We start from the raw sequence: 9,009 nt of genomic DNA on the forward strand, positions 1-9,009 counted from the left end.
GAAGTAGGTAAAAATCCCCCATTACTAATACCTACCCGGTTGTGATACTTAAATTACCATATTAACCGGGAGGATAAAAAATGACTACCAGGGAATTTATTAAAGAACATAGTATGAACATAACATTTATTCTAACAATGATAATTTCAATTATCTTTAGATACACAGGAATATTAGCGAAAGGCAATAAATCTCTAGCCCTTGTTTTAATTATCTTTTTAGTGAGTTTTATACTAGTTAAGTTAATTTATAAATTATTATTAAAACAAAATTTATTAGGAGATGTAATAGAGGAAAAAAGAAAAAGAAAATATATGCGATTTCTAAATTGGTCTTATATTTTAATAGTTATTATTGTTTTGGAAGGTAATACAATTAACGCATGCGATTCTTCAATAACGAAGGATCGTTTTTCTTATGAAGCAAAATAGCAGGTTAGTTGAACAATATTAGACAAATTATTTTATGTTAATTGTGTTATTCTAATTATAGAAACAAATTGTAATTATTTTCCAATAAAATATTAGGAGGTTGATTTATGAAAAGAAAATTGATATTATCTATTGGTTTTGCAGGTGCTTTAGCATTATCAATCGGATTTACAAAAGACTTTCAAAATACAAAGGTATATGCACAGACCAATGGAGACCAATACAAACATGTGACTAGAGAGGAACAAGATTATAGAGAAGGTAATACAGTTGAAGGAAAAGATATTACCACAACTATAACAGTAGAAGAACAAAATATAGTGGAAAAAAGTTCATCCAAACAAGGCTTTGTACCACAGGAAAATGGGACAGGTTTCTTTTTTGAAAAGAAATAAAGATAAAAATGCTATTCAACTAACAGCATGCTTTAGTTCAATACCAATCGGCTGCTTTTGCAGTCTTTTTTTTGGACAATGGCAGTATAGTTCAATAAGGACTCTATAAAGTATATTAGAAAAAGGAAAATAATAAGTTTGTATAGAAACTCCTTTATATAGCTATATAGGAGGAATTTTTATGTCTGAATTCAAAAGTATTAATGTTGAAAATATAAATATTGTCGATAAAGATGGAACTGTAAGAATGAGAATTTTTAATAATGATAACATTCCACCTGCAATTATGGATGGAAAAGATTTTCTTCCAGGCCACAGACAGAAAGATCCAATTGCTGGATTAATGTTTTATAACGGAGAAGGTGATGAGTGTGGAGGACTCATATTTGGAAGTAAAAAGAATAATATAGGAAATTATGAATCATACGCGTCATTAACCTTTGATCAGTATAAACAGGATCAAGTCGTACAAATGCATTATATTGATGAGAACGGGCAAAGAAATTATGGAATTTCAATTTATGATAGACCTAATACATCCTTACCAGATCTTGTAGAAAGAACGCATAAAATACAAAATTCTGAACTAACTGATGAGGAAATTGATGAAGAGTTAAAAAATATTTGGCAAGGAAATACACCTCGCGCTTTTATGGGGAAGAATCCAAAAGGAGAAGTAACAGTTCAACTATCAGATCGTAAAGGGAAACCTAGAATCAGAATGGTAGTAGATGAAAATGATATACCCCGTATGGAATTTTTAGATGCGGAAGGAAATGTTACATATAAAATTCCACCTGAATCGTAATTCTATCTATTATTCTATCGAGGAAATTAAAGCACTTCCTCTACCTTATTCTAAGGATAAAGAGTTTTTGATTCAATCTATATCTACTAAATAACTAACCTATACTTTAGTAATCGAGGAGAAAGATTAGATTAATGGATGAAAATCAATGTATTCTAATAAACGAAAATAAAATTGAAGTCTTATACAAAGGTAATGAAGGTCCACTAATTGTTATTCTTACAGGGATGGGATGTTCCTTTGAAGAGTGGTATAAGATTATAGAAAAGTTAAGCCATACCAACAGAGTATTAACATTTCACCGCCAAGGTCTTGGTCAAAGTGAACTGGGAGAGGGAAACCATAATACTGGATCGACTGTACTGGATTTAGCTGGGATCCTTAATTATTTAATATAGATGAGACCATTTATTTAGTAGGGCATTCCTATGGCGGGCTGTGTGCACAACATTTTGTAAAAACTTATCCTAAAATTGTGGCTGGAGTGATTTTGGTAGATTCTACTTCTGTTGATTTAAAAGTATTGGATGAGCTAGCACTGCCTGTTATGAATCAAGAAACAGATGAAGTATGGATTAGAAAATGTCTACATTATGCAGAAAAAAATTATGATGAACTATTAAGAATAATTAAGCCAACTTTGAATAAAAAGCATGGGCATTTACCTAATAATATTCAGCAGAGACTAATAGACTTTCAATTAAATCCATTATTATACAAAGCAATGGCTTCAGAGATTAAAGAATGGAAAAATGACGCAGAAGTTATCAAAAAGTTGGGGGATTTTCCAAATGTTCCATTAATTGTAATTGGACGCGATAAAGAGCATACAATTGAGTCAGAATTGAAAACAGGAATACCTTTATGGGAATTAAGAGTTTTTGAAGAGAAATGGACGGAGCTTATTACTAATCAAGTTCAATTATCTTCAAAGGCCGAATTGTATTTTGCAAGTAAATCAGGTCATTCAATATTTCTTGATCGTCCTGACATAATCCTTGATAGTATACATAGAATTTCTATTTAATGCTGTATCAAAAAGTAAGTTGAACAAGGGATACATTTATTCTGGTAAAATAAAAATTAAATAATGATGTATTCAACTAGGAGACGAACTATGAAAGATAAAGAAATTTATGTTTATCACATTGTTACTAGGAAAAAAATGAATCTTGGGCAGATAATTGATTTTAACAAGGATCAAAAAAACACCTTATATAGCTTCTTTTTTGAGAAGGAACAATTGAATTCTAAAGGTGAAGACTTTATCCAGATTCTTTTCCAACATTATACAGATGCAGGATTGAATTTAAATGAAGAAAATGCCGAAGTGGTTATAAATTATGTAGGTCAAACAATCAGGGCAATTAGAGAAGTAATTTTGGAAATGGTTAGATTACAAGAATATCCTGAATATCCATCAAGATTGTCTTGTTTATACGCTGCAAAAAGCTACGATGATGCTTTGAAATGGAAGGAAATATTCGACTCGTTCAATAGGAAAGTTTTGCAAATCGTTAAACTACGGGTAAATGGTAGCACCTTTGAAGGGGATGGAAATCTTTTACCAAAGGAGGATGGGGTACCTTTCGCTCGAAAAATTGAACAAGCTAGAGAATATTGGAATGGTAATATTACAAATGAACTTCCTGAGCTTTTAATTAATGGAAAAATTGAAGTAGTAGAAATTATTGATGATTTTTCAGCTTAATTTGACAAATTCAACTACTACGAAAGTAAGTGTTAAACTTCCATTCACTGTGGTTAATTTTTGATTCATGTTTGGCTAACGCATGCATTAGCTGAAGATCAAGAACATCCAAAGACTGTTTTTTTTATTAAAGTAAATGGCAGGTTAGCTGAATAAGGAATCATAAAATATGTTACTATTTATGAAGTAATAAAGTTCTAATTTAAAAGTTCGAGAGAGGTTGTATTAGTGAAAAAAGCTTTTTATTTTATTTATTTATTACCGATTCCTTTTTTTACCACATGGTTTGATTTGAACAGAGTACCGTATACATCTTATTTTTTATTATTTGCAACACTTATTATGGCGTTATTGCTAGTACGATTAAAAATGAGCCGTATTTTTATAGTAAATGCACTAGTACTTTTATTATCTATTATTTTAGTGGAAATTTTTATACCAGAAGATGGTCCATATAAATTAATTGAAAGAAATATTTCTCCAATTTTCTATTTTACATTATATTTTCTAGGTCAATTATTTATTAGATTTATATTTCACGTTATAGCTATTAATAAATCAGTGACAAAAGTACAGTAATAAATTAAAAACCTTTGAAATTAAAAAATTAGTTTGAAGTTATGCAACTAACTTATGCGATTCTTCTATAGAAGATCGCTTTTTTTTTTTCAACAAAATAGCAGGATTGTTTAAGAGTTATTCCTTTTAATAGATTAATAATTCGTTAAAATAATAAAACCATTAGGAGAAAGATCTAAGTAATTTAATCATTCTCCTGATGGGAGTATGAACCCGCCACCTTCCCATTCATTTTTTTAAGAAGAGGATACTAGGTAGATATACTACCATTCCCTTTACCAATATTCAGGTAGACATAAATCCTAAATGATTCTAAAATTAGTAGTTACAAAGAGTACTTAATACATAACTATTGAAAATTACATAAAAAGGGCGGAATGAATATGGCAAAAATATTAGCAATTGGTGGAATTGGTGAAGGGCATGTGAATCCCATGCTACCAATCATTAAAGCCTGGTGTGAGGACGGGGATGAGGTACACTTCTACAGCACTGAGGATGCCCGTGACAAAGTGGAGGCCACAGGGGCAGTCTTCAAGCCCTTCGACAACTTTTTAGGTGGCGTACGCCAAGAGGACATCTCTCATTTTTTAGAGTTTATTGTTTTGCTCCTAAACTCCGCTGACCGTGTTGTGCCGACGGTAGTGGAGCAGGCTCGGCAAGAGGCTTACGACTTTGTGTTCCACGACTCCCTTTTTGGTTGGGGCAATTTAATAGCTCGACTTCTTAAGCTGCCAAATATTGCTTCACATGCTTCCTTTGCTTCCACTGGTAAGAAACCTAAGATGGCAGGTGAGACTTTGCTGAAGCAAGTGGGCGACATCCTAAAGGGAGGGAAGTTCATTCCCGAAATCAAGAGGCTATCCGCCAATCTTGCCAAAACATATGACGTATCGGCGCCATCAATTAATGAGGTATTCTGTCAGTCGGGTCAACTGAATCTCGTCTATACTAGCACTTACTTCCAACCGGATTATGAGCGACTTGACAATTCGTACGTATTCTCAGGACCATCCATTTCCAGACGTGAAAGCCACTCGGACTTTCCACTAGACACTTTGAAAGAGGACGACAGACCGGTTGTCTATATTTCCATGGGAACTGTATTAGCCAAGAGCGAAACCTTCTTTCAATTATGTCTAGATGCCTTCCGCGATGAGAGTTATCAAGTGGTGATCTCTGCGGGGCGCAATACGGATATGGAATTTTTCAGGAACGCACCGTCCCATATAATTGCCCGTCCGTATGTGCCACAGCTGGAGGTATTGCAACAGTCGGCCGTCTTTGTGAGTCACGGCGGAATGAACAGCGTGTCTGAGGCATTGTACTACGATGTGCCGTTAGTGCTCATCCCCCACGCAGCCGATCAACCTATTATCGCTGCGCGTGTAGAGAAGTTGGGGGCAGGTGTCATTTTGAACAAATCGAAGCTTACCGCCGCCAAGCTACGGGATGCTGTAAATCAGGCCTTTAACGAACAACGCTTCAAGGGGAGCGCCGCGACTATCGGTCAATCTCTCAGAGACGCTGGCGGCTACCGGACCGCTCTGTTAGCGGCGGATCGATTTCGCCAGGAACGGGGAATAAATTAATAAGAAGTGCTCTACAGATATGAATTTTTATCATATGATTCAAGAACTAAATAGTCTATAGATAAGTATAGGCTATTTAGTATTCTTCCTTGACTACCGCTATCATAAGTGGTTTTTTTATGCAATAAAATGTCAGTTTAGTTGAATACGAATGCTATAATTATTTGATATATCAATCGGGTGGGGGAAATTAAAGTTGTTTGTTAAAATTGAATTTGAATACGAAAAGGATACAGTTTATATTAGATGTCCTGCCAAAGTGGGAAGAAATATCCGTCAACTGCAACAAGATTTTTTTAGATGGTTATATGATAGAAATAATCACCATCCTTTCTGGGTATTTTTTGGTGTTGATGAGGAAGGCAATGAGAAATTTGGACTGAGTTATGATGAAGATGCGTTTATTTATTGGCTTAATAATGTAAGGTTTAACAAAGGGAGGAACGTTGCATCTCTAATAAAAGATCCGAAGGTTTTACCGAAAAAAACGATAAATTTTTAAATTCTTATGCAACTACCATGAGAGTTGAATAAAAACTTCCATTCACTGTTGTGAATCAGAGGATTCATCGTTGGCTAACGCATGCATGAGTTTTAAGAACACGAGCTACTAGCAGCTCGTTTTTTTATTCAAAAAAATGGCAGGATAGTAGCATAAGGAGTGATATAATTTTTTAATAAATGTGATCACTGGATGTGTGAAAATGAATAAATGGAAATTTGATAATGGATCTAAAAGAAATAAGGGGCATTAGAAGAAGATATAAATCGTTAGAAAAGGATTTAGTAACGTTTACAGATAATATACCAAACCCTTTTGAAAGTTCTCTTGGATATTGGCATTTACACTTGCCGTTTTCACAAGATTATATAGATTCAAAAAATACACCGAAATGGTTAAGACGTAAGGTGATCCAATTATTAATTAACAGAGTTAGCTATTTGAAGATTATAAAATCAAAGGAACACTCACATTTTCGAATATATACTACTATTTGTTTGCCTCATTTATTCCACTCACAAATTGTTGTTATCCCAGACAGTGAGTTGTATTAGCTCGATAGGCATGCGTCGGGACCCCTATTTCTTTTAATGAACCTTATGTGTATGATACAATAGTTGTATGATACAATAGTTGTATAATACATCATTGTGGGAGGGGATATGTTTGAAAAGAGAGGAAGCTCTAAAATTAAGAATGGATATCCTGAAATTTGTAAGAATGTTTGGGTTTATGGATTCTCTGAATAAACCGTTAGGAAGACCTTTTTCAGTTTCTCAGGTAATGGCATTAGAAGAATTAGAATCCACCAAATTAACTGTTTGGGAACTAGCTAATAAACTTACGTTAGAGCGTTCGTCAGTGAGCAGATTAGTAGACAAATTGATAAAAGAAGGGTTCGTTTGTCGTGAAATAAACGAGAAAAACAGAAGAGAAATTCACCTTTCTCTGACAGATAAAGGGGAAGTAACAGTTCATCAAATAAGAGAACAATCAATTGATTTTTATCAAAACGTTCTAATGAATTTATCTGAATTGGAACAAAAGAAGGTTGTTGATGGCTTCGAATTACTTATTAAATCCATTTCCGAATTAACCTGCAAAACAAATAGAGAAAATTAAAAACAGTATTTAAATTTCAAAATATACTCTCGTTAATTTACAATTATTCACACTGTAAAAGGGGGACAAACATGAGTCTGGACTTCGAGCTTCCTATAATTGAGTTGAGAAAAAAAATTTCTGAAATACAGAAGTTTATGATAGAAAACGATCTGGATTTATCATCAGAAATCGATATATTACAGGAACGTTTAAATAAATTAGAAAATGAAATATATGATAACCTTACCCCTTTCCAACGAGTTCAAATCGCAAGAGTTCGTAATCGACCTACAACATTAGACTATATTCCTCTATTATTTACGAACTTTTTGGAGATTCATGGTGATAGACTATATGGAGATGATAAAGCAATGATAGGTGGAATTGCTAAGTTTCAAGAAGTACCTGTTACTATCATTGGTCAACAAAGGGGAAGAAATACGAAGGAAAGTATCGAACGAAATTTTGGAATGGCACATCCAGAAGGTTATAGAAAAGCTCTGAGGCTTATGAAACAAGCTGAAAAATTTAAACGTCCTGTTATCACATTTATCGATACATCAGGAGCGTATCCTGGAAAGGAATCTGAAGAACGTGGAATATCAGAGGCAATAGCTCGGAATCTCTTTGAAATGAGCAATCTCAAAGTACCAATCGTATCTATTGTAATCGGCGAAGCTTCAAGTGGTGGAGCCCTCGGTATCAGTGTTAGTAATCATATTCATATGTTAGAAAATTCATGGTACTCAGTTATTTCTCCGGAGGGTGCAGCATCTATACTATGGAAAGATTCTGCGCAAGCTCCTAAAGCAGCTGAAAACATGAAAATAACCGCAGCAGATGCGAAAGAATTAGGAATTATTGATACTTTAATCCCTGAGGTTAAAGGTGGAGCGCATAATGATTTAGAATCACAAGCGAAAATGATCGAATCTACAATCGAATCTTCTCTAAAAGAATTGGTATCATTATCTTTAGAAGAGCTTATACAACAACGTTATGACAAGTTTAGAGATATAGGTGAATTTAGGATTGGAGACGGAAACCCTCTAACTTTTTAAACTAGCGATGAGAGTCTGCTTTGTCCAAAAATTTCTTTGTAAAATATTATTGGAAAACTTTTCTTTTTTTAATTTGTATGATTTTTACTAATTTCTTAAACAATGGGAGAAAGACTGTAAAATTTAAGAAAGGAGTTTTGGAATGGTGAATAATGCCCAACTGGTTTTAGCCAATTATTTTAATGCATTAGGTAGTAAACAAATTGATAAAGTGATTGAAATAGTTCACGATGAAGCAAAATTTATTATTCTTAAAAAAGATCCATCTGAAAAAATCCCTTTATATGGTACATACGAAGGTAAAGAGGGAGTAAAAAAATATTTAAATATTTTAGAGGAAGCATATCAAATAGATATGTTTGTCATTAATAAAATAATTGGTGATCAAAATACAGCATTTGCATGGGGAAGTTTTCGAATTAAAGTCCGAGTAACTGAAAAAACCTTTGAGAGTGATTGGGCAGTAGTTTGTGAAATTGAAAAAGAGAAGATTAAGTTATTTCAATTCTTTGAAGATACAGCTGCATTAGAAGAAGCTTTTGATTTAACTTAATCGAATAATGAATGAATATTGAGGTATGATCAATTCAAAAAAATCACAAGAAAAAAGAGACATTCATTTTCCATAGCCATTAAGTTAAGAAATCCATTGTTCCCCAAAACGAAAAAATGAGCTGAATTCTAATAGACAATTGTGGAAAGATAAAATTTTCGTTTTGGGGTACTTTAAAATATTAACTTGATGGGCATGGGGTCCCGCCCACATTTTAACGAAAATATACGCTAAGCAAATTTCGGTATAAAAAGAGCTGAATTTCCTACTATA

General features: G+C 33.4%; 13 protein-coding genes. All 13 read left to right on the plus strand.

All coding sequences use genetic code 11. From position 1 onward, the window contains the following. The first annotated feature begins 80 nt into the window (after window positions 1-80). The 13 genes from RAH41_RS21745 to RAH41_RS21805 all read left to right on the plus strand — a co-directional run bounded on the left by RAH41_RS21745 (window position 81) and on the right by RAH41_RS21805 (window position 8,736). The gene (locus RAH41_RS21745) at window positions 81-431 is read left to right on the plus strand and encodes a hypothetical protein (RefSeq protein ID WP_331225362.1); all 351 of its coding nucleotides are present in this window, start codon (window positions 81-83) and stop codon (window positions 429-431) included. A 107-nt stretch (window positions 432-538) separates the two neighbouring features. Further along, window positions 539-826: a hypothetical protein gene (locus RAH41_RS21750; RefSeq protein ID WP_331225363.1), complete on the plus strand. Its 288-nt coding sequence runs from the start codon at window positions 539-541 to the stop codon at window positions 824-826. A gap of 181 nt (window positions 827-1,007) precedes the next feature. Then, window positions 1,008-1,634, plus strand: a complete 627-nt coding sequence (locus RAH41_RS21755; RefSeq protein WP_331225364.1) for a hypothetical protein — start codon at window positions 1,008-1,010, stop codon at window positions 1,632-1,634. 134 nt (window positions 1,635-1,768) lie between these two features. After that, window positions 1,769-2,032, plus strand: a complete 264-nt coding sequence (locus RAH41_RS21760) for a hypothetical protein (protein ID WP_331225365.1) — start codon at window positions 1,769-1,771, stop codon at window positions 2,030-2,032. Between the two features lie 38 nt (window positions 2,033-2,070). Continuing rightward, window positions 2,071-2,661: an alpha/beta hydrolase gene (locus RAH41_RS21765; protein WP_331225376.1), complete on the plus strand. Its 591-nt coding sequence runs from the start codon at window positions 2,071-2,073 to the stop codon at window positions 2,659-2,661. A gap of 90 nt (window positions 2,662-2,751) precedes the next feature. Beyond that, window positions 2,752-3,345: a DUF2441 domain-containing protein gene (locus RAH41_RS21770; RefSeq protein WP_331225366.1), complete on the plus strand. Its 594-nt coding sequence runs from the start codon at window positions 2,752-2,754 to the stop codon at window positions 3,343-3,345. A gap of 228 nt (window positions 3,346-3,573) precedes the next feature. Next, window positions 3,574-3,924 carry a hypothetical protein gene (locus tag RAH41_RS21775; protein ID WP_331225367.1) on the plus strand — a complete coding sequence of 117 codons (351 nt, stop codon included), beginning with the start codon at window positions 3,574-3,576 and terminating at the stop codon, window positions 3,922-3,924. Window positions 3,925-4,307: 383 nt separating this feature from the next. Then, entirely contained in the window at window positions 4,308-5,516 is a 1,209-nt protein-coding gene (locus RAH41_RS21780) for a macrolide family glycosyltransferase (RefSeq protein ID WP_331225368.1), read from the plus strand. A gap of 196 nt (window positions 5,517-5,712) precedes the next feature. Continuing rightward, window positions 5,713-6,018, plus strand: coding sequence for a hypothetical protein (locus RAH41_RS21785; protein WP_331225369.1), 306 nt, complete (start codon window positions 5,713-5,715; stop codon window positions 6,016-6,018). A 224-nt stretch (window positions 6,019-6,242) separates the two neighbouring features. Then, entirely contained in the window at window positions 6,243-6,572 is a 330-nt protein-coding gene (locus tag RAH41_RS21790; protein WP_331225370.1) for a DUF3916 domain-containing protein, read from the plus strand. A 112-nt stretch (window positions 6,573-6,684) separates the two neighbouring features. After that, a complete protein-coding gene (locus tag RAH41_RS21795; protein WP_331225371.1) occupies window positions 6,685-7,140 on the plus strand; it encodes a MarR family winged helix-turn-helix transcriptional regulator in 456 nt (151 codons plus the stop codon). Between the two features lie 71 nt (window positions 7,141-7,211). Continuing rightward, a complete protein-coding gene (locus RAH41_RS21800; RefSeq protein WP_331225372.1) occupies window positions 7,212-8,183 on the plus strand; it encodes an acetyl-CoA carboxylase carboxyltransferase subunit alpha in 972 nt (323 codons plus the stop codon). Window positions 8,184-8,325: 142 nt separating this feature from the next. After that, on the plus strand, window positions 8,326-8,736 hold the full coding sequence (locus RAH41_RS21805; RefSeq protein ID WP_331225373.1) for a nuclear transport factor 2 family protein: 411 nt from the start codon (window positions 8,326-8,328) through the stop codon (window positions 8,734-8,736). The last annotated feature ends 273 nt before the right edge of the window (window positions 8,737-9,009 follow it).

Source organism: Gottfriedia acidiceleris, from assembly GCF_036421055.1.
Classification (GTDB): Bacteria; Bacillota; Bacilli; order Bacillales; family Bacillaceae_G; genus Gottfriedia; species Gottfriedia acidiceleris_C.